The organism is Halorubrum sp. AS12, assembly GCF_051122765.1.
Lineage (GTDB): Archaea > Halobacteriota > Halobacteria > Halobacteriales > Haloferacaceae > Halorubrum > Halorubrum trapanicum.
Genome location: NZ_CP185385.1, coordinates 258,854 through 285,406, shown reverse-complemented (window position 1 = coordinate 285,406; position 26,553 = coordinate 258,854). Strand labels below are relative to the sequence as shown.

Genomic DNA, 26,553 nt, shown 5'->3' with positions numbered 1-26,553 from the left:
TGTTGCGGAATCGCGCGGCGTCAGTCGCGCGACGAAGCGATCCGTCGGTCGACGAGGAAATCGACCCGTCGGGCGCTCAGTCCTCGTCGAGGTAGTCGACGACGAGGACGGGGACGTGCGTCGAGCGCAGGGTGCGCTCCGTGACGCTGCCGAGCAGCGCCCGGCGCACGCCGGCGCGCCCGTGACTCCCCATCACGATCAGGTCGATGTCGTGGTTCTCGGCGTAGTCGGCGATCACCTTGTGCGGTCGACCGCCCGAGACGTGTTCGACGACGTCGACGCCGCGTTCGTCGCCGCGCTCGGCGACCACGCCGGTCGCCTCGTCCGCCTGATTCTTCAGTTCGTCCATCTCGTCGAACCGACCCTGCTTGAGCCGGTCAACCTGTTCGGTCCCGAGACTGAAGTTCACGGAGTCGATGTCGACCACGTACAGCGCGTGGACCTCGGCTCCGTACTTCGCCGCGAGGTCGAGCGCGTGGTCGACGGCGGCCTCCGCGACGTCGCTTCCGTCAGTGGGTACGAGGATTCGGTCGTACATTATCGCTCCTCCTCCGTGGTCGCGTCGTCCACTGCGCGGTTCCCGTCGGCGCCCGCGTCGTCTACTGCGCGGCCGCCATCGGTCGCAACGTCTTCACCGCCGTCAGCGGCGACGACGTCCTCGGCGGTCTCCTGCTGCCCCATCGGCTCGGGGCTGTGACACTGCCGGACGATCCGCTTCGTCTCCAGCGACGGTTCGTCGGTCGCCATCGAGACGACGATGGTGACCGCGAACACGATCGGGAGCGTGATGAGCGCCGAGCCGATGGCGGGCATCCACTGCGCCAGCCCCGCCGACAGCGGCGCCTCGAGCGACCCGATGTACGTCGGGACGATCTGGTTGATCATCGGGATCGACCAGAGCGTCAGCCCGGTCGTCATGCCGGCGAGCGCGCCCTGTCGGTTGGCGTTCTCCCACCACATGCCGAGGAAGAACATCGGGAACAGGACGGAGCCGGCGAGCGAGAACGCGTAGCCGACGAGCGCCGCGATCGAGGACGCGGGGTTGAGCGCGGCCAGCGTGGTCAGCGCGCCCAGCGCGACGATCGAGAGGCGGCCGACGAGGATCTGCTGGCGCTGCGTCGCGTCCTCGTTGATGATGTTCGTGTAGATGTCGTGGCTGATCGCCGAGGAGCCGGCGATGAACAGCCCGGCGACCGTCGCAATGGCCGCGGCGATACCGCCCGCTGCGACGATGCCGACGAACCACTCCGGAAGCCCGGACAGCTGCGCCGCCAGCACGACGATGACTTCACTGGCCGCGCTGGTCATTCCGGGATCGCCGTACGGGTCAGGGTAGAGACTGGTCCCGAACGCCGCGAACGCCGGGGCGCTCCAGTAGAGGATACAGATGAAGAACAGCCCCCAGACCGTCGACCAGCGGGCCGTCCGTTCGCTTTCGACCGTGTAGAACCGGACGAGCACGTGCGGGAGCCCGCAGGTGCCGACGATGAGCGAGAACGTCGTCGCGACCCAGAGGTAGTAGCTCGACGAGGCGAACGGCTCGGAGAACTCGCTGCCGAGCTGACTGATCAGCGCGCCGTACTCGAGCTGCGGCAGCACCGTCGAGTAGCCGTTGGTGTAGCCGACGACGAACAGCCCGACGACGAACGCTAAGATTAGGATGACGTACTGGACCGCCTGGTTCTTCGTGGCGCCCAGCATCCCGGATAGCGTCAGGTAGGCGACGGTGACAACCATCATGGCGACGACCATCACCTGATACCCGTCGAGACCGGGGATGAGACCACCGTAGTTACCGAAGATGTACAGACCGACGAGCGCCATCCCCTTCGCCTGCCCGATGGCGTAGACGAAGCCGATGAGGAACGTCGTCACCGCCGCGATGGCGCGTGCGGTGTCGGAGTTGAATCGGTCGCCGACGAAGTCCGGCGCCGTGTACTTCCCGAACCGGCGCAGCTGCGCGGCGAGGAAGATGAGCAGGATGAAGTACCCCGTCGTCCAGCCGACGACGTACACCAGCCCGTAGAACCCCGCGAGCGCGATGGACGCCGCCATGCCGAGGTACGACGCGGCCGACATCCAGTTCGCCCCGATCGCCATCCCGTTCTCGACGTTCCCGATGGACCGACCGGCGACCCACATGTTCTCGGTGTCGGCCACGCGGAAGACGAAGCCGATGGTGAGAAACAGCCCCAGCATCCCGATCACGAGGATCGACGGACCGAGCTTGAACGAGATGTCGAGGGACTCCGGAAGGAGGTCGCTCTGTAGGAGGAGCGAAGCGCCCGTCATTCGTCGACCCCTCCGTCGGTCGCGGCGACGTCAGTGTGCTCGATACCGTACTTGTCGTCGAGCGCGTCCCGCTTTCGCGAGTACCAGAACGCTAAGATTAGCGCGCTGGTCGGCGCGCCGAACGCGACGAGGAAGTAGTGGAGCGGGAAGCCTAAGATCGGCATCGTCTGCGTCATCGGACCGGGCGCGAGCCGCGTCAGAGTCACCGGTCCCCACACTGCGAGGACCCAGATGGCGAATCCCGTCCAGACGATCCGGAGGTGGTCGCGCATGTACGGCGTGCTCGGACTCAGGATATTCACCTCCGCTCCGAGGTAGTCGGTGTCGTTGTGCGCCTGTGCGGCTCCCGTGGAGGCGACGCCGCCGTCGGTGGCCGCGTCGTCGGTTGCGCGGCCACCGTCAGTGGCCACGTCGTTTGTTTCGCGGCCACCATCAGTCGCCGCGTCGTCTCGTTCGCGTGAGGTATTATCTGTCATGTTTTGGTGTGTGTCGGGTTCGTTTGTATTGTATTTTCGTGATGTTTGTCGTCGTGTCGTCCGTCGTGGTCGTGAGTGGAACGGATCGAAAACGGTTCGCCGAGCGTTACTCGGCGTCGGCCTTCTGTTGGATCTCCTCGACGATCTCGGGGTTCCGAAGCGTGCTCGTGTTCCCGATCTCCTCGCCGTCAGCGATGTTCTCCAGCAGGCGACGCATGATCTTCCCGGACCGGGTCTTCGGCAGGTCGGGGGTGAACACGACCTGCTCGGGCCGCGCGATCGGACCGATCGCGTCCTCGACGCCCGCGACGATCGCCTCGCGGAGCTCGTCGTTGCCCTCGTAGCCGTCCTCGGTCGTCACGTAGGCGTACACCGCCTCGCCTTTGATGTCGTGGTTCCCGCCGACGACGGCGGCCTCCGCGACGCCCTCGACGCCGACGATGGCGGACTCGATCTCCATCGTCCCCAGCCGGTGGCCGGAGACGTTGAGCACGTCGTCCACGCGCCCGAGGACGGTGATGTAGCCGTCCTCGTCGATCTTCGCGCCGTCCTCCGGGAAGTACACCCAGTCGTCGGGGTCGTCGCTGTCGGTGTCGGAGTACTCCGCCCAGTACTCCTCGATGTAGCGCTCGTCGTTGTTGTACAGCGTCCGGAGCATGCCGGGCCACGGCTTCTCCACCGTGAGGTAGCCCGCCTTCCCCGGCTCCACCTCGTCGCCCAGCGTGTCGAGGATCTGGACGTCGAGTCCCGGCAGCGGCGGTCCGGCCGCTCCGGGTTTCATGTCCTTCACCCCGGGCAGCGTGGTCACCATCATCCCGCCGGTCTCGGTCTGCCACCACGTGTCGACGACGGGACACTCCTCGTCGCCGATGTGCTTGTAGTACCACTTCCACGCGCGCGGGTTGATCGGCTCGCCCACCGTGCCGAGCAGCCGCAGCGACGAGAGGTCGTGGCGGTCCGGGAACTCCGCACCCCACTTCATGAACGCCCGAATCGCGGTCGGAGCGGTGTACAGCTGGGTTGCCTCGTGCTCCTCGACGATCTCCCAGAGGCGGTCGCGCTCCGGGTGATCCGGGGTTCCCTCGTACATCATCGTCGTGGTGCCGAGCGCGAGCGGCCCGTAGACGATGTAGGAGTGCCCCGTGATCCAGCCGATGTCGGCCGAACAGAAGTACGTGTCATCCGGCTTGATGTCGAGGACCGACTGCGAGGTCCACGACACCCACGAGAGGTAGCCGCCGGTCGTGTGTTTCACGCCCTTCGGCTCCCCGGTCGTCCCCGAGGTATACATCAGGAACAGCATGTCCTCGGCGTCGCGCGTGACCGGTTCGACCTCGGCGCCCTCGTGTTCGGCCACGAGGTCACCGTAGTCGATCTGGTCGTCGCCGAGTTCGTGACCAAAGTCGTCGCCGTTCGGCCCGAGCCGGTCGACGACGACCGTGGTCGTGTCGTGCTCGACGCCCGCAAGCCCCTCGTTCGCCTTGTCGAGGTGGTCGAGCGGGTCGCCGCGGCGGTAGTAGCCGTCGCAGGTGACGAGGTGCTCCGACTCCGCGGAGTTCATCCGCGTCGCGAGCGCGTCGGCCGAGAACCCGGCGAACACGACGCTGTGGGGCGCGCCGATGCGCGCACACGCCAGCATCGCGATCGGCAGTTCCGGGATCATCGGCATGTACATCGTCACCACGTCGTCCTCCTCGACGCCCTGCGCCCGGAGCGCGGCCGCGAACTCGTTCACCTCGCGGTGAAGCTCCTCGTACGTGTACGTGCGGTCGTCCTCGTCGACCGGCTCGCCCACCCACTCGATGGCGGCCTCGTCGCCGCGCTCGTCGAGGTGTCGGTCGAGGCAGTTCGCGGACGCGTTCAGCTCGCCGCCCGTGAACCACTCGTAGAAGGGCGGGTTCTCGTCGTCGAGCACCTGGTCGTACTCCGTTTCCCACTCCAGCAGGTCGGCGGCCGTCTCCCAGCACTCGGGCCAGTTCTCCTCGAACTCCTCGTATATCTCCGGGTCGGAGACGTTCGCCTGCTCGACGAACGACTCCGACGGCTCGAATACCTCCTGTTCCGCCAGCCTCGCTTCCAGTTGGCCGTCTCCCTCTGTCATGGTACGGTCCTATCCAACCGATATCGCCATATAAACGCTGGCGCTAAATACGAAAAATCGTGATAGACTGCCGCCGGTCTCGCCGGCTCGCCGCGCTCACCCGTCGGTGCGGACCGCCCGCTCCTCGCCCTCGCGGACCGACCGCTCCGCCCCCTCCTCGAAGACGCCGTCGAGCAGGGCGCGCTGGGCCTTCCGGAGGTGGTTGTGGAACGTCGGGGACGAGACGCCCATCGCGTCGGCCACCTCCTCGGCCGTGCTCCCGCGCGGCCAGTCGAAGTAGCCGCCGTGGTACGCCGCGGACAGCGCGGCCCACTGGCGGTCCGTGAACCGGTCGGCGACCCCGTCCCGCAGCGACGACTCCGCCCGCGGCGAGCGCGCGACGGACTCCTTGCTGGCGAGTCGGACGTCGGCGAAGCGGTCGCGGAGGCCGTCGGCGACGGGCCTGACGTTCGTCCCCTCGGGGAAGTCGGCGACGACGCGGACCCGGCCGTCGGCGGCGGACGCGTCGCGGACCGTCGCGCCGTGGTCGACGAGCGCCCGCACCAGCGACCCGTCGGCGAGGCGCAGCGACGCGGAACACCCGTCCTCGCGCGTCTCGATCACCCGGAAGTCGGAGACGCCGTCCACCTCCCCGACGACGGCCGCGAAGTCCTGCGGGCGGGCGCCCTCCACGGAGAGGTACGCGCGGGAGACGTCGTCGTCGACGTCGACGGTCGACGCCAGCTCGATCCGGCAGCCCAGTCGCTCGCTCGCGCGGGCGAGGAACGCCCCCTCGTCGGTCGTGTGGAACTCGACTTCGGTGACCGCGTCCGAGTGGAGCAGCTCCCGCCACCGGTCCGCGGTGATCGCCCGCCCGAGACACCGGCCGAGGGCGGCGAGGGCCCGTCGCTCGGTCTCGTCCGCCGGATCGTCGTCCGCCGCGACGACGCAGAGCGCCCCGTGAACGACGCCCTCGTAGACCGCCGGCACCGCAACCGCCGGCCGCCCCCCGTCGCTTGGCTGCCGTCGGTCGCGGCCGGCGTGCGGTCCGCTATCGCGTCCGACCACGGTCCCTCGGCAGTCGCGCCCCGGTCCGCGAGGGTCTCTCGGTCGACGCCCGCGGTCGCGGCCACGTCGGCCCGCTCGCCCCCGACCGCCCGGCGGACGACCCAGGCCTCGGCCCAGCGGTCGGTCTCGATTAAGCCCGCGGGAACCGCCGTGACGGGATCCGCCGATCCGGGTTCCGCGAGCGCCTCGAACCCCGGTAAGACGGTCGTACCGGTCCGCTCCGCCGGCGCGCCCTCGGCGTCCTCCTCACCGGCTATCGCGGCCGCGAGCGCCTCCCCGTCGAGCGGGTCGAGGTAGCCGTCGAGCGTGCCGAGCGACTCCCAGCCGCCCGCGTCGCGGACCGCCCGCGGGTCGACGCCGCGCTTGACGAGCATCCGGCGAGCGAACGTCTTCCGGAGGACGCTGGGTGTGATCCGCTCGTCGAGCGCGGCGTCGGTGAGACCGGCCGCCCGTGCCGCCGTCTCGCTCACGATCATCTGGACCCGACGGGGCGAGACGTCGACGTACGGGTCGTCGTCGTCGAGACCCTCGCTCGTCGCGTATCGGTCGAGATCGGCGGCCAGAGAGGCCGGTACGACGGTCTCTCGGTCGATCGGTTCCCCCGGACAGGGTCGACTCCGCGCCTGCGCTTTCGTCGCCGTCGGTCGCGGGCACCGCGAGGATCCGAGCGCTCGCGACCGACTCCGCCTCGCGCAGGTGTCGCGGGGCGACGCAGGTGATCTCCTCGGTTCGGAGTCCGGCCTCGCCCGCCAGCCTGACGACAAGCGCCGCGCGATACGTCTCCGCGGCGGTGACGAGCGCGTCGTAGGCGTCCGCGTCGAGACCGTCGACCATTCGTTTCGGAACTCAACAAGCACCCGAAACAAAACTGTTCCGGAAGATGACCCGTCTACGGCGGAGTCCGGCACGATGTCACGAGCTGTCTCCCGATCGAGCTCGCTTTCCGATCGATCTGTTTCGTCTCTGTATCAGTTTCCGAAACGATCGGCGCGGTCAGCCGGAGGCGCCAACGCCCCAAGCCACGTGGTCCCACAGACGCTCGTAGCCGTAGTAAGTGAGCGTCTTTACGGCGTTGGTTACGACACCGATGCTCGCCGCCTGACCGGCGTCGCCCACGACGAGCCACGCGACCAGGACCGTGATCGTCACCATCAACGCCCGGTAGCAGAGGGTCTTGACGACCGCACGGCGGCGGGCGTGGACCGCGTCCCGCGAGAAGACGCTCGTGTTCATACCACTGCTTTCGGTCGCCGCCGGTAAGTAACTACAAAGCGTATCCCAAACGGTAGAAAGAAACCACTATCAGTTACCTCCGTCCCGAACGGTCGACTCGATCTCGCCCACGACCTCCGGGTTGCGGAGCGCGCTCACGTCGCCGAACTCCTCGCCGCGAGCGATGTCTTCCAGCAGTCGCCGCATGATCTTCCCCGAACGGGTCTTCGGGAGTTCCGGGGTGAAGACGACCCGGTCGGGCCGGGCCACGTCGCCGACGGCGCTCGCCAGCCGGTCCGCGATGGCGTTTCGGAGGGTCCCGTCCGGCTCGACGCTGCTTTTGGTCGTCACGTACGCGACGATGTGCCCGTCGCCGTCGCCGACGACCGCGGCCTCGGTCACGCCCGCGGCGTCGACGATGGCCGCCTCCAGTTCGCCGGTGTTGAACCGCTGGGCGCGGACGTTGATCACGTCGTCGACGCGCCCGAGGATCGTGACGTAGCCCTCCTCGTCGACGGCCGCGCCGTCGCCGGTCCGGTAGCGCCAGCCGTCGTCCCCCTTCAGCCAGTACTCCCGCAGGTAGCGCTCGTCGCCCTCGCGGAGCCCGCGGAGCATCCCGGGCCACGGCGACGCGAGCGTGAGGTAGCCGGACTCGCCGGGTTCGACCTCCTCGCCGTCCTCGTCGACGACGCGGGCGTCGATACCCGGGAGCGGCGGGCCGACCTTCCCCGGTTTCATCGGCGCGACGCCCGGCAGCGTCGCGAGCGCGATGGCTCCGGTCTCGGTCTGCCACCACGTGTCGACGACGGGCGCGTCGCCGCCGCCGACGTGCTCGCGGTACCAGCGCCACGCCTTCGGCGTGATCGACTCGCCGACCGTCCCCAGCAGCCGGATCGACGAGAGGTCGTGGGACTCGGGGTACTCCGCGCCCCACTTCATGAACGACCGGATCGCGGTCGGCGAGGTGTAGAAGACGCTCACCGCGTTGCGCTCGATCAGGTCCCAGACGCGGTCGCGGTCGGGGTAATCGGGCGAGCCCTCGTAGAGCACGCTCGTGGTTCCGACGGAGAGGGGACCGTACACCCCGTAGGAGTGGCCGGTGATCCAGCCGATGTCGGCGGCGCACCAGTAGGTGTCGTCGGGACGCACGTCGAGGACGTTCCGCGTCGTCCACGCGACGTGCGCGAGGTAGCCGCCCGTCGCGTGTTCGACTCCCTTCGGCCGCCCGGTCGTCCCGGAGGTGTACATCACGAACAGCAGGTCCGTCGCGTCGCGGGCGACCGGCTCGACCGTCTCGCCGTCGTGCGCGTCGACCAGCGCGTCGTACTCCCGCTCGTCGTCGCCCAGCGAGACCGATAGCTCGTCGCCGAGGCGGTCGACGACGACCGCGGCCGACAGCTCCTCCTCGGCGCGGATCCGAGCGTTGTCCGCCTTCGACTTCTGGTTGAAGGCGTCCTCCCGACGGTAGTAGCCGTCGCAGGTGATCAGGAACTCGGAGTCGGCCGCGTCGATCCGCGTCGAGAGCGCCTCCGCGGACAGCCCCGCGAACACGACGTTGTGCGGCGCGCCGATCCGGGCGCACGCCAGCATCGCGATCGGTAGCTCCGGGATCATCGGCAGGTACAGCGTCACCACGTCATCCTCCTCGACGCCGAGGTCGCGGAGTCCGGCCGCGAGCGCGTTCACCTCGCGGTGGAGGTCGAGGTAGGTGTACGACCGGCGCTCGCCGCGCTTCCCGAACCACCGGATCGCGAGCTGGTTCCGCCGCTCGTCGAGGTGGCGGTCGACGCAGTTCGCCGCGGCGTTGAGCCGCCCGTCCGGGAACCACTCGTAGAAGGGCGGCTCGGAGTCGTCGAGGACCGTCTCGTACTCACGCTCCCACGTCAGGAGGTCGGCGGCCGCGCGCCACGCCGCCGGTCCCTCGCGGTCGAAGCGCTCGTACACCGCGGGGTCGCTCGCGGCCGCTCGCTTCCGGAAGTCGGCCGGCGGCGGGACGACGTCCTCGTCGCCGTCGACGAGCCGACCGTCGCCCCCGGAGTCGTCCATAACACGCTATGACCCGCGGAGAAATGTATACTTTGTCCGAGTCCCCGTCCGCCGAGAGCGCTCCGGTGGGACCGGCATCGGAGAACCTCGACGGAGCTCGAAAGGCGTCTCGGCCACTGAGATGGCTCCCCGGCGGTCAGACCGACTCCTCTGGCGGCGGCGCAGCGATCTCGGCCGCCTTCGCCCGGGCGCGGGCGACGATAGACGGCTTCGCCTCGAAGTCGACGGTCACCTGGTCGCCCGCGTACGTCTCTTCGGCGACGTGCCCGTGGTCGTGGACCCACGAGACGAGGCTCATCGCGTCGTCCGAGACGGGGAGGACGAGGCGCTCGCGCTCCCAGTCGGGGAGCTCGTCCTCGACGCGGTCGCGGAGCTCGGCCACGCCGGCGCCCGTCTTCGCGGAGACGGCGATCGGGTCGGGCGCCACGCCCGAGAGCGCGGCGCGCTTGTCCGCGAGCTCACCGGGCTCCAGCCGGTCGATCTTGTTGAACACGGTGACGACGGGCGCCTCGTTGCGCTCGTAGAGGGTGTCGTGGCTCGTGACGAGCTTCTCGCGCATCTCCGCGACCGGCTCGCTGGCGTCGACGACGAGCAGCACGAGGTCGGCGCGGTAGACAGAGTCGAGCGTCGACTCGAACGACTCCACGAGCCAGTGCGGGAGGTCCGCGATGAAGCCGACCGTGTCGGTGAGGAGGACGTCGCGCTTCTCCATCTCGGCCCGGCGCGTCGTGGTGCCGAGCGTCGTGAACAGCATGTCCTGCGACTCGGCGGTGGTGTCGAGGTCGCGGTGGCGCTCGGCGTTCTCGTCGACCGCCAGCTCGTCCGCGAGCCGGCGCATCAGCGTCGACTTGCCGGCGTTGGTGTAGCCCGCGAGCGCGACGAGGTCGAATCCGGAGTCGCGGCGCTGCTCGCGGCGCGCCTCCTCCTTCTCCGCGATCGACTCCAGCTCGTCGCGGATCTCCGAGATCTGGCGTTTGATGTCGCGCTCGACGCTCTCGTCGTACTCGCCGAGTCCCATGAATCCCGGTCGCTCGTCGCGCTTCGCGAGGCTCGCCTTCGCCTCGGCGCGGGGCAGCTCGTAGCGCAGCTCCGCCAGCTCGACCTGGAGCTGCGCCTTCCGGGTGTTGGCGCGCTGCCCGAATATCTCGAGGATGAGCGTGAACCGGTCGATCACCTCGACGCCCTCGGGGAGCTTCCCGCCGACGTTGAACGTCTGGTACGGTCCCACGTCGTTGTCGATGATCACGGCGTTCGCGTCGGTGCGGCGGACCAGGTCGCGGAGCTCCGCGACCTTCCCCTTCCCGAACATGAACCCGGCGTCCTCGGTGCGGGTCTGGGTGAGTTCGCCGACCACCTCGTAGCCCGCGGCGGCCGCGAGCTGTCTGATCTCCGCGAGGTCGGCCTCGCCGGAGTCGACGCGCTTGGCGACGACTGCTCGGCGTCCCTCCGCGGTCGGCTCGGCGTCGGCGTCCGCTTGCTCGGCACCCCCGCTCATCGGAGGAGATTCCGGGCGGCGGATGCGGCGTGGTGTGCTGCCTGCACTGTTTCGCGCTCGTCTACGCCCTCGATGTATTTAAACTCGGGCTGGAAGCTGAGTCGGACGCGCGCCGCCGACTGCCCCGCTCGTCGATTCGTCGAGTCCGGACATACCGCTCGTTCCACGGGACAATAAATTAATTCGTTCGGCACCGCGACCCGACCCCGCTACTCAGTCCCGAAGACCGTCGACGACGGCCGCGATCCGGTCGACCGCCTCGTCGACGTCGGCCTCCTCGACGTCGAGGTGCGTGGTGAACCGCGTCGTATGGTCGGCGAACTCGACGCAGCCGACGCCGGCGTCCTTACAGGCCGTTACGAGGTCGGACGCCGGAATCTCCGCGCCCTCCGTGTGCGCCACGACGATGTTGGTGTCGGGCGCGGGCGCGTCGACGCCGTCGAGCGCGTTGAGGCCGGCCGCGAGCCGCGCCGCGTTAGCGTGGTCCTCGGCGAGTCGGTCGACGTTCGCCAGCGCGCGGAGCCCGGGGGCGGCGATGATGCCGGCCTGCCGCATCCCGCCGCCGAACAGTTTGCGGACGCGGCGCGCGTCCTCGATGAAGTCCTCGTCGCCGGCGAGGATCGAGCCGACGGGGGCACCCAGTCCCTTCGAGAGACAGAAGGTGACGCTGTCGACGGGGGCGACGATATCGCTCGCGTCGACGCCGAGCGCGACCGCGGCGTTGAACACGCGCGCGCCGTCGAGGTGGACCGGCACGCCGGCGTCGCGGGCGGCCTCGGCCGCGGCCGCGATCCGGTCGACCGGGATTGCCGTCCCGCCGCGGTAGTTGTGCGTGTTCTCCAGAGAGAGCAGGCCGGTTCCCGGCCGGTGGAGGTCCTCGTCGACGAGCCCCTCGCGGACCGCTTCCGGGGTCGGGACGCAGCGCTCGCCGGCGTCTATCGTCCGGGTCTGGACGCCGGAGAGATTGGCCGCGCCCGCCAGCTCCCAGCGGTAGATGTGCGACTCGCGCTCCAAGAGGAGCTCCTGTCCCGGTTCCGTGTGGGCGTGGACCGCGATCTGGTTCGCCATCGTCCCCGAGGGGACGTACAGCGCGGCCTCCGTGCCGACCGCCTCGGCCGCCCGGCGCTCCAGTTCGTTGACCGTCGGGTCGTCGCGGTACACGTCGTCGCCGACCTCGGCGGTCGCGGCCGCCTCGCGCATCTCCTCGGAAGGCGTCGTGACGGTGTCGGACCGCAGGTCGATGAAGTCGTCGTCGGACATCAGTTACGGATCGTTCCGCGGCGGCGGGCATATATCCCGCGCTCGGCGAAGGGCAGGTCGACGAGCGGATCTCGGGGGGCAGGGGCGACGAGCGGATCCCGGCGGTTCCGCGGCGGCCTTGGCGGTTCCGCGGCGGTCTCGGCCGTTCGGCGCGCGGAGCGGCCGGTTCCGCGTTCGGTCCCTTCTTAACGACCGGGATCGATCCGTGGCGTATGGCAACGGAAGCCGCTCCAGACGACGCAGCCGACGCACCGGACGCCTACGACGCCCTCCTCGACCGCGTCCAGCGGTGGAACGCGGTCGGCAGCGCCTCCGGCGTCCTCGGCTGGGACCAGCAGGTGATGATGCCCGAGGGCGGCACCCCCGCCCGGTCGAAGCAGCTCTCGGCACTCTCCTCGGTCCAGCACGACATGGTCACCGCCGACGAGACGGGCGAGCTGCTCGACGAGCTCGACGACGCCGACCTCACGGACGAGCAGGCGGCGGTCGTCCGCGAGGTCCGCCGCGAGTACGAGCGCGCCGACGCCGTCCCGGTCGAGCTGGTCGAGGAGATTCCCGAGACCGGCTCCGAGGCGCTCCAAGCGTGGGAGGAGGCGAAGGCCGAGGACGACTTCGAAACGTTCGCGCCCTACCTCGAGAAACACGTCGAGCTGAAACGCGAGTACGCCGAGCACATCGACCCCGACCGCGACCCCTACGAGGTCCTCTTCGAGGAGTTCGAGCCGTGCCTGTCGATGGAGCGCGCCGAGTCCATCCTCACCGAACTCCGCGAGGCGCTCGTCCCGATGATCGAGGAGATCCGCGAGTCCGACATCGAACTCGCCGTCGACACCTTCGAGGGGACCTTCCCCGAGGAGGAGCAGGAGGCGCTCTCCCGGGAGGCGCTCGAACTCGTCGGCTACGACTTCGACCGCGGCCGACTCGACGTCTCCTCGCACCCGTTCACCTCCGGCAACCAGTTCGACTGCCGCGTCACCACCCGGTTCGACGAGAACGATCCGCTCGGCGCCGTCGGCTCGACGATCCACGAGTTCGGCCATGCGCAGTACAACCTCGGGCTTCCCCAGGAGCAGTTCGGCACGCCGCTCGGCGAGTCCCGAGACCTCTCGGTCCACGAGTCGCAGTCGCGCCTCTGGGAGAACCACGTCGGACGCAGCGAGGTGTTCTGGCAGGAGTTCCTCCCCGTCTTTCAGGAGCACTTCCCGCAGACCGAGGAGGCGACGGTTCGGGACGCCTACGAGGCGTTCAACCAGGTGTACGAGGATAACTTCATCCGCGTCGAGGCCGACGAGCTCACCTACCACCTCCACATCGTGATCCGGTTCGAGATCGAGCGCGACCTGATCCGCGGCGACCTCGATGTCGAGGACGTGCCCGAAGTGTGGAACGACAAGTACGAGGAGTACCTCGGCATTCGGCCCGAGAACGACGCCGAGGGCTGCCTTCAGGACATCCACTGGAGCCACGGCAACTTCGGCTACTTCCCCACCTACTCGCTCGGCTCCGTGATGGCCGCGCAGCTGTTCGAGGCCGCCGAGGACGACATCGACGACCTCCACGGGAAGATCGCCGACGGCGAGTTCGACGACCTCCACGACTGGCTCGGCGAGAACGTCCACCAGCACGGCTCCCGCTACGAGACGAACGAGCTGGTGGTGCGCGCGACCGGCGAGGACTTCTCGGCGGACGCCTTCCTCGACTACGTCGACGAGAAGTACGGCGAGCTGTACGGGATCTGAGTCGGTTCGGATCACCGAAGAATACCGCTTCCGACCTTCAAGAGAAGATTTTTCGACGCGAAATCCGGGCGATTAGCCGGGCGTGCGAAAGGTCCGCGTGGTGTCCCTGTCGCCGTGGACGACATCGACCTCGACGAGGCCGAGCGAGGTGAAGACGCGGCTCCAGTCCCGGTAGTAGAGGGGCGTGTCGTCGTCGACGTAGTTCACGTCCGGGTCGGCCGACGCGTCGCCCATCGGTCCCTCGATCTCCGCCGTGACGAGGACGTCGCCGGTGATCCGGACGATCTCTTCGAAGACCCAGTCGACGTCGGGATGGAGGTGTTGGAGCGTCTCGACCGAGTAGACCGCGTCGAACTGCCCGTCGTCGAACTCCCCGACGAGGTCCTCTATCGGGCCGCAGTGAAACGTCCCCTCGGCGGCGAGCGTGGGGTAGGTCTCCCGCATCGTGTCGAACGCCCCGGCGTCGATGTCGACGCCCGAGAGGTCCTCGAAGCCGTTGTTCGCGAGGTGTTCGAGGTGCCGGCCGGAGCCGCACCCGAGTTCGAGGATCGCCGCGTCGCGGCTCAGGTGCTCGTCGAGAGCCTCGCGGATCAGCTCGCTCGTCTCGTTGGGACCGTAGTGCGCGTAGTACGCCGGCGAGTATTCGCCCGTCCGGTTCGTCCACGACTCTCGGACGGAGTGAGGTTCCACGTGTACAGACTCGTCCAGCGGGGTAAAACGCCGTCGGACGGCGTCCGGGACGGGACAAGGAGAGTCCGACTTCGGTGACGCCCCTGCTTCAGAAGTACTGATCCGTCGGCGGGCCAGCCCCGGAGGGACCGCGAGCAGGTTCCCCGGTGAGAGCGGGAGAGTCCCTCAAGGGTCGCGTACCCGACCGCCCGCTCCTCGCGAGACGCCCGCAGTCGTTCCAATCCGCGGTTGCTCTCAGCGTCTTCCAGCGTCTCTGAACTCACTCCCAACGTCTCCGAACTCACTCCGAACTCATCCCAGCCGGAACCCGGTCATCAACACGATGAGCGCGAGCATCACGGCGCCCTCGAACAGCCCGACGACGAGGTTCTTCTTCTCGATCGATTCGAGCCGAGAGGAATCCGGATCCGGCGACAGCGTCTCGTAGTACGCGCTGAGCTGGAGGCGGTGCGGGACCGCCAGCCCGAACGCGAACAGCCCCCAGCCGAGCGCGAGCGCGAGCCCGGACCACGACCCGGCGAATCCGTAGCCGAGTCCGGGGTCGGGCGTCAACAGGACCGTACCGGACAGCACCGTCGTCAGCGAGAAGCCGACGAGGAAGAAGACGGCCTTCGGAATGAGCACGGTGTTCACCGCGGCCGACGCCTCCTTGTCGAGACCGCCCAGCGTCGGGCCGATTATCGCCGGGAAGATGACCGCGAAACCGAACCACACCGCGCCGGCGGCGACGTGCGTGTAGAAGAGCAGTTCGGTGCTCGCGAGCGCGAGGCTCGCGGCGAGAAACGCCAGCGGCACGAGGAAGCTCCCGGCCGCGAACGCCGGGTTAGCAGCGTCCGCCAGGTGGCGAATCCGTTCGACGAATCCCAACTCAGCGACGCGACGATCACCTTCGTCAGCAATTGCCATGGACACTGGATCCGGTGTGTCCGTGAAATGCGTTCTGGTCGACACGATCGCGGCCGGTTCTCCGCGACCGCGACGCGTCCCGGCGACCGCACTACGGGCGCGACGACGACGACCTACTTCTCGATGATGCTCTCCTCGACCGCCTCGCCGAAGTGGCGCGCGACGTCCTCGTAGTAGACGAGCGCCTCGTCGCCCAGCTCGACCTCAGTGACGGCCTTCCGCCCCTCGCTCGTGGCGATCTTCACGGTCTCGGCGTTCTGGATGAGAGTCTCGATCCGGTCGGTGCCGTCCTCCGTCTCGACCTCCGCCTGGATCCGGAACATCGGGCGCTTCTCGATCTTCACCCGGCCGACCACCGCCTCGCGGGTGTGGCCGTCGGTGTCGACGAGCTGGACCTCGTCGCCGCTCGACAGCTCCGCGAGGTAGTTGGTGCCGCCCTCGGCGTTGCGGACGTACGCGTGGACCGCGCCCGCGTTCACGCGGAACGGGCGGGAGGCGACGTACGGCGACTCCGCGGTCTCGGCGTGGACGAAGAAGAGCCCCCGAGACATCGAGCCGACGAGCATCCCCTCGCTGTCGTCCATCAGCGACCCCGTGTCGATACAGACGCGGTCCGCCATCCCGGTCTGTTCGACCTCCGTCACCTCGGCGTACCGGAGGTCGAGCGTCTCGCGGTCGGCGGCGTCGCGGGCCTCGACCGCGCCGCGGATCTCGTCCGGCGAGTCGGAATCGAGGAGGACCCCGTCGGCGCCGATCTCCAGCGTCTCGAAGGCGGTCCGGGCCTCAGCGGCCGTCGTCGCGCCCGCGACGAGGTGGGTCTCCTCGCCGACGCGAGCGATGAGGTTCTCCAGCGGGATGATCGACCAGTCCTCGCCGACGATCACGGTGAAGTCGGCGTCGGCGGCGGCCTCCTGGGCGAACTCCTCGTACTCGGTGCCGAGGACGCGGACGTACGCGCCCTGCGCGCGGTCGTCGCGGCGGCGCAGCGTCGTCAGGTCGGCCGAGCCGGAGAGATCCTCGGGCATCGAGACCGTCCCGTCACCCTCGCCGCCCTTCCCGACGAAGTAGGCGTCGGCCTCGACGTCGCTCTCGGCGTCGTCGATCACGTCGGCGTCAGAACGGAACGCCGCGACGTTCACGTCGCCCAGTTCCCGGACGCGGCCGACGTCGTCCTCGTCGACGAGCACCCAGTCCGCGCCGGCCTCGATGGCGGCCGTGACCCGTCGCTTGCGCGCCTCCCAGTCGCCGACGTCGCCGTCGGCTTTGACCCAGACCGTGCGTGTCATTACCGGAACCTCACGGCGCGCCGGCTTGAAAACTGCGGAAGGGTCGTGCGTTGCGGGCGATAGCGCGGCGCGGCGACGACAAAGCACTTATTAGTAAAATCATTTCGTACGAGTTAGACAACCGGATGACACCAGCACGGCAGCGGCTCTCGAATGCGGGTTCCCGATACGCGGCGGTACGCGAGTCCCTCCGCGACCGCGCCGCACCACGTCTCGGGATCGATCCGCGGGCGCTCGGCGCGTTCCGAATCGCGCTGTCGCTCCTCGTTCTCGGGGATCTGCTCGTCTACCGTCTTCCGGAGGTGGGCGCGTTCTACACGGATGACGGCGTCCTCCCGCGCTCGACGCTCGCCGAGATATACCCCCTTTTAGAGACCGTCTCGATTCACGCGCTGTCCGGTTCGGCGCGGGTACAGACGGGACTGCTCGCGGTCGCGGCCTGCGCCGCGGTCTGCCTGCTTGTCGGCTATCGCACGCGGGTGTCGACGGGGATTTCCGTCGTCCTGCTCGCGTCGCTCTACGCTCGGAACCCGTACGTGATCAACGGGGGAAACACGATCCTGGTCGTGTTCCTGTTCGTGGGCCTCTTTCTCCCGCTGGACGCTCGTTGGTCGCTCGGGGAGGACCGCCTCGACCGGGACCCCGTCGACGAGGGAGAGACCGACGAGCGAGGGGCCGGCGCGCGAGAAGCCGGCAAACGAGAGGTCAACGGACGGGACGGCGGCGTCGAGCGGCGGATCTGTTCGCTCGCGACGGCCGTCACCCTCCTGACGCTCGTGTCGATATACGCGGCGAACGCGGTCTCGAAGTACCGAAGTGACGCGTGGATGTCGGGGGTCGCGGTTCCCCGGATCTTTCAGTTATCGGAGTTCACCGTGCGACTGGGACCGTTCCTCTCGGAACACGCCGCACTTCTCGAGATCGTAAACTGGCTCTGGATCGCGCTCCTGTCGGCGTCCGTGCTCTTGGTCGTCGCGACCGGGTGGCTCAGGACCGGAATCGCCCTCGTGTTCGTCTCCGCACACCTCGGCATGGCCGCGACGATGCGGCTCGCCGTGTTCCCGTTCGTCATGGTCTCGGTCCTCCTCCTGTTTCTCCCGCCCGGCGTCTGGAACCGCGTCGAAGCCGCCGCGTCGAAGCTCCGCGACCCGACTCCACCAACGGAGCGCGCCCACCGTACAGACGGTGGTGGGACAGACAAGGGTGCGTCTCCGGGCCCGTCTCCCCCTCGGGTTCGCCGTGGGCTCCGGATTGGGGCTACCCTGCTGCTCGCGGGGTTCTTCCTCGCGCTCGTCTGGTGGCAGGCGGCGGGGGTCGGTCTCGTCGACCTCCCGGCGTCGGAGGCGAGCGGCGAGCTGTCGGAGGTGAGCTGGTCGTTCTTCGCGCCCAACCCGCCGGACGCCTCCGGCTGGTACGTCGTCCGCGGGACGCCCGAGTCCGGGGACCCGATCGACCTGCGCGACGGCGGGGCGGCCACGTACGACCGACCGCCAGACGCGGCGGAGACGTATCCGACGACCCTCTGGCATCAGTTCGGATTCAGGATAAAAAACGCCGGCGAGTCCCGATATCGGCCGGTCGCGTCGTACGCCTGTGAGCGAACGGACCGCGACGTGGCGTCCGTGACCGTCTTCCACGTCGAGCAGGCGGTCGACGCGGACGGACCGGTCGGCGAACCCGAGACGCACGAGAAGATACGACTCGCCTGCTGATCCGGACCGGACGACGGCCCGACCTCAGGCCTCGACGAACCCGCCCGCTCGCAGCGCCTCCTCGACCGAGGCGTCGTCGTGGACGACCGCGGAGACCGCCCGCGCGATTCCTTCCGGGTCGTCGTGTTGGAAGATTGACCGCCCCATCGACACGCCGGCCGCGTCGCCGTCCATCGCGCCGCGAACCATCTCCACCGTCTCGCGGTCGGTCCCCTTCGAGCCGCCGGCGATGACCACCGGGAGGCGGGTCGACTCCGTCACCCGCTCGAAGGAGTCGCCGTCGCCGGAGTAGCCCGTCTTCACCACGTCGGCGCCGAGCTCTTCGGCGAGCCGGACGGCGTGACCGAGCGACTCGGGGTCCGTGCTGTCGACGCCCGGACCGCGCGCGTACGCCATCGCGAGCACCGGAAGGCCGAGTCGCTCGGCGTCGGTGGTCAGCTCCGCCAGCTCCTCGATCTGGTTCGGCTCGTACTCCGACCCGACGTTGATGTGGAAGGAGACCGCGTCGGCGCCGGCCCGGACCGCGTCCTCGACGGTGCCGGTGACGCGCTTGTCGCTCTCGTCGGGACCGATCGTCGTCGACCCGTTGAGGTGGACGATGTAGCCCGCACCGTGCTTGTTCTCGTGGACGCGCTCCGCGATGCCGCGCTGGGTGAGCACCGCGTCCGCGCCGCCGCTGGTGACGCCGTCTATCGTCGACTCGATGTCGACGAGCCCCTCGACGGCGCCCATCGTGATCCCGTGGTCCATCGGGACGATGAGGAATTGGTCGTTCGTGGAGATGCGGTCGAGTCGTGCCGAGAGTCCTGCTGTCATGGTGAGGTCGGTCGTTGTGTGAGCGTGTGTCAATCGGAGGTAAGTCGGTTTCGTTCGGGGACGTATTGGTTCGTTTCGGCTCAGGCGGACTCGACGGTGTCGGTCCGCGAGCGGTGGCCGCGCTCGGCGCCGTCCTTCAGTTCGCGGGACAGGGCTTCGAGGCGGTCGGCCACTTCCGCGGTCGAGAATCCTCCGCGACGCCCTCGGCGACCACGTCGACGAGCGCCGAGCCGACGATGATCCCGTCCGCGCCGCCCGCGACGATGCGCTCCGCGTGCTCGCCGCTGGAGATGCCGAACCCGACCGCCTTCGGCACGTCGTACTCGCGGAGCCGGTCGAGGCTCTCCGTGGTCTGGTCGGAGACGTCGTCGCGGGCGCCGGTCGTCCCGAGCCGCGCCTGGACGTACACGTACCCCGACACGCGGTCCATCAGCCGGTCGAGGCGGTCTGCGCGCGTGGTGGGAGCGACGATGAAGACGAGGTCGAGTCCGAACTCGTCGCACGCCTCGCGCAGCGGGTCGGCCTCCTCGGCCGGGAGGTCCGGGACGACGAGCCCCTCGATGCCGGCCGCCGCGGCGCGCTCGACGAAGGGACGCGGGCCGGGATCGGTGCCATACTGATAAATTAGATTGTAATACGTCATACAGACGAGTGCGGCGTCGACGTCGAGCTCCTCCGCGAACGCGAAGAACCGGTCGGGCGTCATCCCCGCGTCGAGCGAGCGGACGAGCGCCTCCTGTATCGTCGACCCCTCCGCGATCGGCTCGGAGAAGGGGAGGCCGAGCTCTATCACGTCGGCGCCGCCGCGGTCGAGCGCCTCGACGTACGCCTTCGACGACTCGTAGTCCGGGTCGCCGACGACGAGGTACGGGACGTAGGCGGGGCCGTCGGCGAAGGCGGCAGCGATGGCCTCGGAGTTCGCCATCTACATCCCCTCCGTGAACATCGACATGTCCGGCGCCCCCTCGATGTCCCGCTTGTCCGTCTCCTCGATGGCGGCGTCGAGGTCCTTGTCTCCGCGTCCGGAGACGTTCACGACCACGCGCTCGCCCAGCTCCTCGTGGTGGTCTTCGAGGAACCCGAACGCGTGCGCCGTCTCCAGCGCGGGGATGATCCCCTCCGTCGAGGAGAGGCGGTGGAACCCCTCCAGCGCGGCGTCGTCGTCGACCGCGACCGGGTCCACGCGCCCCTCGTCGACGAGGTACGCGAGCTCGGGACCGACGCCGGCGTAGTCGAGTCCGGAGGAGACCGAGTGGCTCTCCATGATCTGCCCGTCGGAGTCCTGAAGGAGCTTCGTGCGAGCGCCGTGGAGGACGCCCTCCTCGCCCGCGTACAGCGACGCGGAGTTGGGCGCGACGCCCGCCTCCTCGTCCACTTCGAGGGTGGAGCCGCCGGCCTCGACCGCGTGGAGCGCGACCGACTCGTCGTCGACGAACTCGGCGAACGCGCCCATCGTGTTCGAGCCGCCGCCCGCGCAGGCGACCACGTCGGTCGGGAGCTCGCCCGTCTTCTCTCTCGCCTGCTCGCGGGCCTCTTCTGAGATGACCGCCTGGAAGTCCCGGACCATCACCGGGAACGGGTGCGGCCCGACGATCGACCCGATCACGTAGTGGGTGTCCTCGACGGTAGCCGCCCAATCGCGCATCGTCTCGGAGATGGCCTCCTTCAGCGTGCCGCGACCCGTCGTCACCGGCTTCACCTCCGAGCCGTTGAGCTTCATCCGGAACACGTTGGGGCGCTGGCGGTTGATGTCGCGCTCGCCCATGTAGATCGTACAGGGCATGTCGAGGTGAGCGGCCGCCATCGCGGTCGCGGTGCCGTGCTGGCCGGCGCCCGTCTCCGCGATGATCCGGTCTTTGCCCATGTACTTCGCCAGGAGGACCTGCCCGAGCGCGTTGTTCAGCTTGTGCGCGCCGCCGTGGAGCAGGTCCTCGCGTTTGAGGAACACCTCCGTGTCGTAGCGCTCCGAGAGCCGGTCAGCGCGCTGGAGCGGCGTCGGCCGCCCGCCGAACGCCGCGAGCCGCTCGCGGAACTCGTCCATGAAGCCGTCCTCGTTGTCGAGGACGTAGCGCTCGTAGGCGTCCGTCAGCTCCTCGATCGCGGGCATCAGCGCCTCCGGAACGTACTGGCCGCCGTACCGGCCGAACTTCCCGTCGTCGCGGCCGCGCTCGCGGCCGGGGCGTCGCGCCCGTTCCGTCTCCTCCGTCGTCCGCGTGTCGGTCTCGCTCATGTGGGTGTCTCCGTGGTGTTTCGGGTGTCGCTCCCGCCGTTCGCGTCGTCTTCACAGTCGTCCTCGCCGTCGTCCGCGACCGCACCGCCGTCGTCCTCCCCGCCGTCCGCCTCGGCCAGCACCAGTTCGCGCGTGTTCGCCTCGACGTCGCCGTCCATGATGGCGCTCCCGACGAGCAGGGCGTCGGCGCCCGCCGCGCGCATCCGGCGGACGTCCGCGGGCGAGCCGATGCCGCTCTCCGCGATCAGGGTCACGTCGTCCGGCACGTGGGGCGCCACGGACTCGAAGGTTCCGAGGTCGACCACCAGCTCCGCGAGGTCGCGGTTGTTGACGCCGACCGTCGTCGCGCCCGCGTCGAGCGCGCGCTCCAGCTCCTCGCGGTCGTGGACCTCGACGAGCACCTGAAAGCCGCGGTCGCGGGCGGCCGCGAGCAGGTTGCCGAGGTCGTCGCCGACGAAGCGAGCGATGAGCAGAACGACGTCGCTCTCGACGGCGTCCAGCTGTGCCTCGTCGACGACGAAGTCCTTCCGGAGGACCGGCACGTCGACGGCGTCGCGCACGCGTTCGAGGGTGTCGACGCTCCCGCCGAAGTGCTCCGGTTCGGTGAGCACGCTCAGGGCGGCGGCCCCGCCGGCGACCATCCCCTGCGCGAGCGCGACCGGGTCCTCCTCGCGGGTCCCCTCGGTCGTCGGGCTCGTCGGCTTCACCTCGGCGATCAGCGGGACACGCCCGTCCGCCTCGGCCCGGTCGAACGCGGCGGCGAGGTCGCGGGGAGCGACCGAGACGGTCCCGCCGACCTCCGCTTCCGGTCCCCCGTTCGCGCGCTCTCGGGCGGCGGACAGGATCGACCTGACCGCCGGCGCCAGCTCGTCTGGATCGTCCATTACTATACACTAATGTACGTATCTGTTCATAAGACTTGCGGGGACCGCGCCGCTCGATCGGGACCCGCGCTCGCGGGGCGGAGCGGTCGCGCGGCCGGTCTCTTAAGTGATCGACCCGTCGAATGAAGGTATGAGCCTATCGGGTACGTCCGGCGTTTTCGCCCGGGAGTTCGACGAGATCGGCCGCGCCGTCCAGGTGGGGTTCGCCGGCGGTCGCGTCATCTCGGTGTCGTTCCCCGCCGAGCCGCCGGCGGATGCCGGGGACGATACCGACCTGCTGGACCGGATCGGCGCGTACCTCGACGGCGAGCGCGACGAGTTCCCCGAGGTCGCGCTCGGGCTGACGGTCCCGACCGACCAGCGAGAGGTGTTGGAGTCGCTCCGGAGCGTGCCGTACGGCGAGGAGGTGTCGGTGAGCCGGCTCGCGCGGCTCGGCGGGTTTGACCCGGACGACGCAGACGATCTGGAGACCGTGACGGGCGCACTCGCGGACAACCCGATCCCGCTCCTGCTCCCGGACCACCGGGTGAGCGGCGGACCGTACGCGACCCCGGGCGACGTGCGGAGCGCGCTCCGGCGCGTCGAAGGAATATAAGCGGGCAGCCCGGCCCAGAAATCGACCGATCAGATATCGAAGTCGGGCGTGTCGAACGCGCCCTCGTCGGCGTCGACGTCGTATCCCTCGATTCCGGTGAGCGCCAGAGCGAGCGTCGCCTCGGCGTCCCAGCGTCCCGTGTTGATCACCAGGTCGTAGATGGAGCGGTCGTTCAGGTCGATCCCGTAGTAGGACTTGTAGCGCTGCTCCTCGATGACCTCGCGGACCTGCATCTCGGAGGTCATCTCCGCGCGCTCGGCGGTCCGGTCCGCGCGGACCTCGTCGGGCGCGTCGAGCCAGATCCGGAGGTCGGCGCGGTTGCCCGCGATCCAGCCCGCGAGCCGCGACTCCAGCACGAACGCCTTGTTCGCGGTTCCCCACTTCTCGGCGATCCGGCGGAGGCGCTGATCGAGCGCGCGGTCGATCTCCTCGGACTCGCCGGTCTCCGCGATGAGCTGCGAGAGGCTCATGTCCCGCTCGGCCGCGATCTCGCGGAACAGCTCGCCGCCGGAGACGTAGCCGCAGTCGAGCGACTCGGCTATCCCCTCGACGAGCGTCGTGGCGCCGCAGCCCGGCGGGCCGGAGACGGTGATGAACAGGTTTCGATCGATCCGTCTGTCGGGGTCCGGCGAGGTGCCGCTCATGCGTGTTGCGCCACGGAAGCGCGGCGGATAAACGGGTCGGTTGCGCGAATTTCCGCGGAGCCGACGAACAGGGGTTGGTTGCGCGAATTTCCGCGGAGAATCGACGCAACCGATTTCCCTTCCCGAACCCTCGTGATCGGCGTGAGCGAGTCCACGGACCGCGGCGACGAGGTGGCCGCGCGGGCGCTCCTCCGGGACGCGGTCGAGCGCGGAGCGGTCGCGGACCCCGACTTCGACCCGGAGGCGGTCCCGATCGGCGACGCCGACGTGCTCGCCCGGCTCTCGCCGCCGGTCCGTCGCTGGTGGGTCGAGCGCTTCGGCGGGTTCATCGGCGAGAACGGCGGCTTCTTCACGCCCCCGCAGCGCGAGGCGATCCCCCACGTCGACGCCGACCGGAACTGCCTCGTCGCCGCGCCGACCGGCAGCGGGAAGACGCTCGCTTCCTTCCTCGCGGTCCTCGACGACCTCTTCGCGCGCGACCGTGACGGCGAGTTGGAGAACTCCGTCTACTGCCTGTACGTCTCGCCGCTGAAGTCGCTCGCGAACGACATCGAGCGCAACCTCGCGACCCCGCTCGAAGGGATCGGCGAGGCGATCGCCGCGGCCGACGCCGAGGAGAGTGACGCGGCCGCGACCCGCGATAGCGACGCGGCCGCGACTCCCGAGGAGGTCGCGGACGACGACTACGAACCCGGCGTCAGGCAGGCGATCCGCCACGGAGACACCTCGAAGGCGGACCGGCAGGCGATGCTCTCGGAGACGCCGCACGTCCTCAACACCACGCCGGAGACGCTCGCGATACTGCTCAACTCGCCGAAGTTCAAGGAGAAGCTCCGGACCGTCGAGTACGTGATCGTCGACGAGATCCACTCGCTGGCCGCCAACAAGCGCGGCACGCACCTCTCGGTGTCGCTGGAGCGGCTGACCGAGTTGACGCGAAACGGCGGGGAGGAGGAAGTCGAAGCGGAACCCGACCACGAAATCACCCGGATCGGCTGCTCGGCGACCGTCGAACCGCTCGACGGGATCGCCTCCTTCCTCGTCGGGCGCGACCGCGTCGACGGCGCGGTCGGCGACACCGACGGGTTCGAGACGCGCCCCTGCGAGGTGGTCGACGCGCGGTTCGCGCGCGAGTTCGACCTCGAACTCCGGACGCCCGCGGCCGACCTGATCCACACGCCGCGGTCGGCGGTGACCGACCGGTTCTACGAGTCGCTCCGCGACCTGATCGACTCCCACGAGAACACGCTCGTGTTCACGAACTCGCGGTCGGGCGCAGAGCGCACCCTCCAAGAGCTCCGGCAGCGGTTCGACTACGACGAGTCGGACTCGGGCTGCCACCACGGGAGCCTCGGCGAGGCCCAGCGCACCCGCGTCGAGGAGGGGCTGAAGGCCGGCGACCTCGACGTGGTCACCACCTCGACGAGCCTCGAACTCGGCATCGACATGCCCCACCTCGATCTGGTGGTCCAGGTCGGCTCGCCGAAGTCGGTCGCCGCGCTGCTCCAGCGCGTCGGGCGCGCGGGGCACAGCCCGGGGGAGACCGTCGAGGGCCGAGTGTTCGCCTTGGACCGCGACGAGCTGATCGAGTGTGCGACGCTGCTCGCCCGCTCCGAGGACGGATTCGTCGACCGCGTGTTCCCGCCCGAGGGCGCCTACGACGTCGCCGCCCAGCACGTCTACGGGATGGCGATAAACCGGATCCGCCCCGACCGCGAGGTGCGGGAGGTCCTCCGCCGGGCGCACCCGTACCGCGACTTCGACGACGCGGCCTACAAGCGGCTGTTCCGATATCTCACCGCGGACTACGACGGACTGGGGTCGAAGAACGTCTACCCGAAGGTGTGGCGCGACGCCAACGACCCGCCGGAGGGCGAACACCACCACCCGGAGTACCCGGTCGGCGAGACCCTCGTCGGGAAGCGCGGGCGGCTCGCGCGGGTCATCTACATGACGAACGTGGGGACGATCCCCGACTCGTTCACCTGCGACGTGTTCACGCGCGACGATCAGTGGGTCGGCACCCTCGATGAGTCGTACCTCGACACGCTCGACTCGGGCGACGTGTTCGCCTTGGGCGGCGAGCGGTTCGCGTTCCGCTACCGCCGCGGCTCGAAGGTGTACGTCGACCGGACGAGCGAGCGCCCGACGGTCCCCTCGTGGTTCGCGGAGCGCCTCCCGCTGTCCGCGGACCTCGCCCGCGAGGTGCTGGCGTTCCAGGCCGAACTGCTCGACCGGCTGGCGGGCGACGACCCGAACGCCGGTCCCGCCGCGGTCCGCGCGTGGCTCCGCGAGTTCCCCCTCGACGAGAACGCGGTTCGCGCGCTCGCTCGCATGTACGACGAGCAGGTTCGGTACGCCGGCCTCGACGGCGTCTCGACGCCCGACCGCTTCGTCGTCGAGGAGGAGCTCGACCGGGACGAGTACAAGCGCCGGTTCTACGTCCACTCCGTCTACGGCCGGCGGTTCAACGACGGCCTCTCGCGGCTCGTCGCGGCCGCGGTCGCGAACCGGACCGACGCCAACGTCGCCGTCGCGGTCGCGGACCGCGGGTTCTCGCTCGCGCTCCCCCTGAACCGCAAGGTCGACGTGGCGGGGATTCTGTCCGACCTCGATCCGGAGACGGTCCGCGAGGACCTTCGGGAGGCCGTTCAGGGGACCGATCTGCTCCAGCGCTACTTCCGGATCGACGCCGGGCGCTCGCTCATGATCTTAAAGCGGTACAAGGGGTACGAGAAGTCGGCCGCCGAACAGCAGGTGTCCGCCGAGATGCTGCTGTCGTTCGCGGCCGATCTGGAGGAGTTCGCCGTGTTGGAGGAGACGTACCGCGAACTGCTGGAGGACCGTCTCGACGTCGAGGGAATCCGCGATGTCGTCGGGCGGATCTCGACGGGCGACCTGTCGGTCGAACACCGCGTCGTCGACTCGCCCAGCCCGCTCGCGTTCGGGCTGGCGACGCTCGTCGACTCCGACACCGTCATCGCCGACGACGAGTCCGCCGTCCTCCGCGAGTTCCACGCCCGCGTGATGGAGGAGATCGGCGAGGAACCGCGGACCGCCGAGAGCGGCGAGACCGGCGACCGCGGCGTCGAACCGCCCGCGGACCGCCGACCGGACTGAGT

At 69.3% G+C, this 26,553-nt stretch carries 19 protein-coding genes and 3 pseudogenes; 4 read left to right on the top strand and 18 right to left on the bottom strand.

The genetic code is table 11. The features are described 5' to 3' along the window. Positions 1 to 76: 76 nt before the first annotated feature. The 10 genes and pseudogenes from ACODNG_RS01445 to ACODNG_RS01400 all read right to left on the bottom strand — a co-directional run bounded on the left by ACODNG_RS01445 (position 77) and on the right by ACODNG_RS01400 (position 11,929). Positions 77 to 538 carry a universal stress protein gene (locus ACODNG_RS01445; protein ID WP_434522133.1) on the bottom strand — a complete coding sequence of 154 codons (462 nt, stop codon included), beginning with the start codon at positions 536 to 538 and terminating at the stop codon, positions 77 to 79. Next, positions 538 to 2,292, bottom strand: coding sequence for a VC_2705 family sodium/solute symporter (locus ACODNG_RS01440; RefSeq protein WP_434522132.1), 1,755 nt, complete (start codon positions 2,290 to 2,292; stop codon positions 538 to 540). The genes ACODNG_RS01445 and ACODNG_RS01440 overlap by 1 nt, the downstream gene beginning before the upstream one ends. Then, positions 2,289 to 2,768 carry a DUF4212 domain-containing protein gene (locus tag ACODNG_RS01435; protein ID WP_434522131.1) on the bottom strand — a complete coding sequence of 160 codons (480 nt, stop codon included), beginning with the start codon at positions 2,766 to 2,768 and terminating at the stop codon, positions 2,289 to 2,291. Before ACODNG_RS01435 ends, ACODNG_RS01440 begins: the two co-directional genes overlap by 4 nt. 106 nt (positions 2,769 to 2,874) lie before the next feature. Continuing rightward, positions 2,875 to 4,869, bottom strand: a complete 1,995-nt coding sequence (gene acs / locus ACODNG_RS01430) for an acetate--CoA ligase (protein ID WP_434522130.1) — start codon at positions 4,867 to 4,869, stop codon at positions 2,875 to 2,877. Positions 4,870 to 4,965: 96 nt separating this feature from the next. Continuing rightward, positions 4,966 to 6,750: pseudogene (locus ACODNG_RS01425) on the bottom strand (bacterio-opsin activator domain-containing protein). A gap of 159 nt (positions 6,751 to 6,909) precedes the next feature. Then, complete coding sequence (locus ACODNG_RS01420) at positions 6,910 to 7,149, bottom strand: DUF2061 domain-containing protein (protein ID WP_209543462.1); 240 nt, start codon at positions 7,147 to 7,149, stop codon at positions 6,910 to 6,912. A 69-nt stretch (positions 7,150 to 7,218) separates the two neighbouring features. Beyond that, positions 7,219 to 9,174 (bottom strand): acetate--CoA ligase, encoded by a 1,956-nt coding sequence (gene acs / locus ACODNG_RS01415; protein ID WP_434522129.1) that lies wholly within the window; start codon positions 9,172 to 9,174, stop codon positions 7,219 to 7,221. A 136-nt stretch (positions 9,175 to 9,310) separates the two neighbouring features. Continuing rightward, a complete protein-coding gene (hflX, locus tag ACODNG_RS01410) occupies positions 9,311 to 10,669 on the bottom strand; it encodes a GTPase HflX (protein ID WP_434522128.1) in 1,359 nt (452 codons plus the stop codon). After that, positions 10,666 to 10,791, bottom strand: a pseudogene (locus ACODNG_RS01405) (DUF2209 family protein); the annotation flags it as partial. The pseudogene ACODNG_RS01405 and the gene hflX, both read right to left, overlap by 4 nt. A 91-nt stretch (positions 10,792 to 10,882) precedes the next feature. Continuing rightward, positions 10,883 to 11,929: a threonine aldolase family protein gene (locus ACODNG_RS01400; RefSeq protein WP_434522127.1), complete on the bottom strand. Its 1,047-nt coding sequence runs from the start codon at positions 11,927 to 11,929 to the stop codon at positions 10,883 to 10,885. A 212-nt stretch (positions 11,930 to 12,141) separates the two neighbouring features. Between ACODNG_RS01400 and ACODNG_RS01395 the strand changes: the two genes are divergently transcribed. Then, positions 12,142 to 13,668, top strand: coding sequence for a carboxypeptidase M32 (locus ACODNG_RS01395; protein WP_434522126.1), 1,527 nt, complete (start codon positions 12,142 to 12,144; stop codon positions 13,666 to 13,668). 72 nt (positions 13,669 to 13,740) lie between these two features. Here ACODNG_RS01395 and ACODNG_RS01390 read toward each other — a convergent pair whose 3' ends face one another. The 3 genes from ACODNG_RS01390 to ACODNG_RS01380 all read right to left on the bottom strand — a co-directional run bounded on the left by ACODNG_RS01390 (position 13,741) and on the right by ACODNG_RS01380 (position 16,550). Next, positions 13,741 to 14,358, bottom strand: a complete 618-nt coding sequence (locus ACODNG_RS01390) for a class I SAM-dependent methyltransferase (protein ID WP_434522125.1) — start codon at positions 14,356 to 14,358, stop codon at positions 13,741 to 13,743. Between the two features lie 291 nt (positions 14,359 to 14,649). Then, complete coding sequence (locus ACODNG_RS01385; protein ID WP_434522124.1) at positions 14,650 to 15,264, bottom strand: hypothetical protein; 615 nt, start codon at positions 15,262 to 15,264, stop codon at positions 14,650 to 14,652. 113 nt (positions 15,265 to 15,377) lie between these two features. After that, complete coding sequence (locus ACODNG_RS01380) at positions 15,378 to 16,550, bottom strand: 3-dehydroquinate synthase II (RefSeq protein WP_434522123.1); 1,173 nt, start codon at positions 16,548 to 16,550, stop codon at positions 15,378 to 15,380. A gap of 125 nt (positions 16,551 to 16,675) precedes the next feature. Between ACODNG_RS01380 and ACODNG_RS01375 the strand changes: the two genes are divergently transcribed. Beyond that, positions 16,676 to 18,262 (top strand): HTTM domain-containing protein, encoded by a 1,587-nt coding sequence (locus tag ACODNG_RS01375; protein ID WP_434522122.1) that lies wholly within the window; start codon positions 16,676 to 16,678, stop codon positions 18,260 to 18,262. A gap of 24 nt (positions 18,263 to 18,286) precedes the next feature. Here the strand turns inward: ACODNG_RS01375 and ACODNG_RS01370 are convergent, their stop codons facing one another. The 4 genes and pseudogenes from ACODNG_RS01370 to trpC form a co-directional block, all read right to left on the bottom strand. Further along, a complete protein-coding gene (locus ACODNG_RS01370) occupies positions 18,287 to 19,078 on the bottom strand; it encodes a 2-amino-3,7-dideoxy-D-threo-hept-6-ulosonate synthase (RefSeq protein ID WP_434522121.1) in 792 nt (263 codons plus the stop codon). Positions 19,079 to 19,158: 80 nt separating this feature from the next. Next, positions 19,159 to 20,003, bottom strand: a pseudogene (gene trpA / locus ACODNG_RS01365) (tryptophan synthase subunit alpha). After that, positions 20,004 to 21,308, bottom strand: coding sequence for a tryptophan synthase subunit beta (trpB, locus tag ACODNG_RS01360; protein ID WP_434522120.1), 1,305 nt, complete (start codon positions 21,306 to 21,308; stop codon positions 20,004 to 20,006). After that, on the bottom strand, positions 21,305 to 22,192 hold the full coding sequence (gene trpC / locus ACODNG_RS01355; RefSeq protein ID WP_434522119.1) for an indole-3-glycerol phosphate synthase: 888 nt from the start codon (positions 22,190 to 22,192) through the stop codon (positions 21,305 to 21,307). The genes trpB and trpC overlap by 4 nt, the downstream gene beginning before the upstream one ends. Positions 22,193 to 22,322: 130 nt before the next feature. Here trpC and ACODNG_RS01350 point away from each other — a divergent pair, with 130 nt between their 5' ends. Next, positions 22,323 to 22,787, top strand: coding sequence for an MGMT family protein (locus ACODNG_RS01350; protein WP_209543432.1), 465 nt, complete (start codon positions 22,323 to 22,325; stop codon positions 22,785 to 22,787). Between the two features lie 29 nt (positions 22,788 to 22,816). Here ACODNG_RS01350 and cmk read toward each other — a convergent pair whose 3' ends face one another. Next, positions 22,817 to 23,431, bottom strand: a complete 615-nt coding sequence (gene cmk, locus ACODNG_RS01345) for a (d)CMP kinase (protein ID WP_434522118.1) — start codon at positions 23,429 to 23,431, stop codon at positions 22,817 to 22,819. 141 nt (positions 23,432 to 23,572) lie between these two features. Between cmk and ACODNG_RS01340 the strand changes: the two genes are divergently transcribed. Then, positions 23,573 to 26,551, top strand: a complete 2,979-nt coding sequence (locus ACODNG_RS01340) for an ATP-dependent helicase (protein WP_434522117.1) — start codon at positions 23,573 to 23,575, stop codon at positions 26,549 to 26,551. Positions 26,552 to 26,553 lie beyond the last annotated feature (2 nt).

What these genes read in the sequence shown, in the direction of transcription:
- ACODNG_RS01445 (WP_434522133.1), bottom strand. Translation starts at nt 538, where the DNA reads ATGTACGACCGAATCCTCGTACCCACTGACGGAAGCGACGTCGCGGAG.
- ACODNG_RS01440 (WP_434522132.1), bottom strand. Translation starts at nt 2,292, where the DNA reads ATGACGGGCGCTTCGCTCCTCCTACAGAGCGACCTCCTTCCGGAGTCC.
- ACODNG_RS01435 (WP_434522131.1), bottom strand. Translation starts at nt 2,768, where the DNA reads ATGACAGATAATACCTCACGCGAACGAGACGACGCGGCGACTGATGGT.
- acs (WP_434522130.1), bottom strand. Translation starts at nt 4,869, where the DNA reads ATGACAGAGGGAGACGGCCAACTGGAAGCGAGGCTGGCGGAACAGGAG.
- ACODNG_RS01420 (WP_209543462.1), bottom strand. Translation starts at nt 7,149, where the DNA reads ATGAACACGAGCGTCTTCTCGCGGGACGCGGTCCACGCCCGCCGCCGT.
- acs (WP_434522129.1), bottom strand. Translation starts at nt 9,174, where the DNA reads ATGGACGACTCCGGGGGCGACGGTCGGCTCGTCGACGGCGACGAGGAC.
- hflX (WP_434522128.1), bottom strand. Translation starts at nt 10,669, where the DNA reads ATGAGCGGGGGTGCCGAGCAAGCGGACGCCGACGCCGAGCCGACCGCG.
- ACODNG_RS01400 (WP_434522127.1), bottom strand. Translation starts at nt 11,929, where the DNA reads ATGTCCGACGACGACTTCATCGACCTGCGGTCCGACACCGTCACGACG.
- ACODNG_RS01395 (WP_434522126.1), top strand. Translation starts at nt 12,142, where the DNA reads ATGGCAACGGAAGCCGCTCCAGACGACGCAGCCGACGCACCGGACGCC.
- ACODNG_RS01385 (WP_434522124.1), bottom strand. Translation starts at nt 15,264, where the DNA reads ATGGCAATTGCTGACGAAGGTGATCGTCGCGTCGCTGAGTTGGGATTC.
- ACODNG_RS01380 (WP_434522123.1), bottom strand. Translation starts at nt 16,550, where the DNA reads ATGACACGCACGGTCTGGGTCAAAGCCGACGGCGACGTCGGCGACTGG.
- ACODNG_RS01375 (WP_434522122.1), top strand. Translation starts at nt 16,676, where the DNA reads ATGACACCAGCACGGCAGCGGCTCTCGAATGCGGGTTCCCGATACGCG.
- ACODNG_RS01370 (WP_434522121.1), bottom strand. Translation starts at nt 19,078, where the DNA reads ATGACAGCAGGACTCTCGGCACGACTCGACCGCATCTCCACGAACGAC.
- trpB (WP_434522120.1), bottom strand. Translation starts at nt 21,308, where the DNA reads ATGAGCGAGACCGACACGCGGACGACGGAGGAGACGGAACGGGCGCGA.
- trpC (WP_434522119.1), bottom strand. Translation starts at nt 22,192, where the DNA reads ATGGACGATCCAGACGAGCTGGCGCCGGCGGTCAGGTCGATCCTGTCC.
- ACODNG_RS01350 (WP_209543432.1), top strand. Translation starts at nt 22,323, where the DNA reads ATGAGCCTATCGGGTACGTCCGGCGTTTTCGCCCGGGAGTTCGACGAG.
- cmk (WP_434522118.1), bottom strand. Translation starts at nt 23,431, where the DNA reads ATGAGCGGCACCTCGCCGGACCCCGACAGACGGATCGATCGAAACCTG.